Consider the following 382-nt stretch of genomic DNA (forward strand, 5'->3'; position numbering starts at 1 on the left):
TATCATAGAAGAGTTTACTGATTTATGATCTAACGCTTTAGCAATCACCTCAATTGAGGCTCCTTCATTAGCCAGTCGACTTCCTAACGTATATCTGAATCTTCTAGCATTAAGTTCTATATAGCTGTTAGTCCTTTCTGACCTAACATCGAATTTTGACGGAAAGTGTTTTAATAGTTTTGACATAACTGAATTTTTCATATGGAAAAAATCTGTTGTTAAATCATATAAAAAATCCTCAATCCTTTTTGTTTCCGTAATCTTATCTAAATTCATGAAGATTGGTAATTCGCCTCTATAGTTACTAATCCCAACACTGAATTTATCTTCAACAAACGCCTGATTTTGATTAATTAGCATTGATAAGCTGTCATATAAGAAC

At 31.7% G+C, this 382-nt stretch carries 1 pseudogene; it reads right to left on the reverse strand.

What is annotated here, in order from left to right:
• Positions 1 to 382, reverse strand: a pseudogene (locus IM290_RS21455) (site-specific integrase); the annotation flags it as partial.

This window comes from Enterobacter cloacae complex sp. S1, from assembly GCF_014930525.1.
GTDB lineage: Bacteria > Pseudomonadota > Gammaproteobacteria > Enterobacterales > Enterobacteriaceae > Enterobacter > Enterobacter hormaechei_C.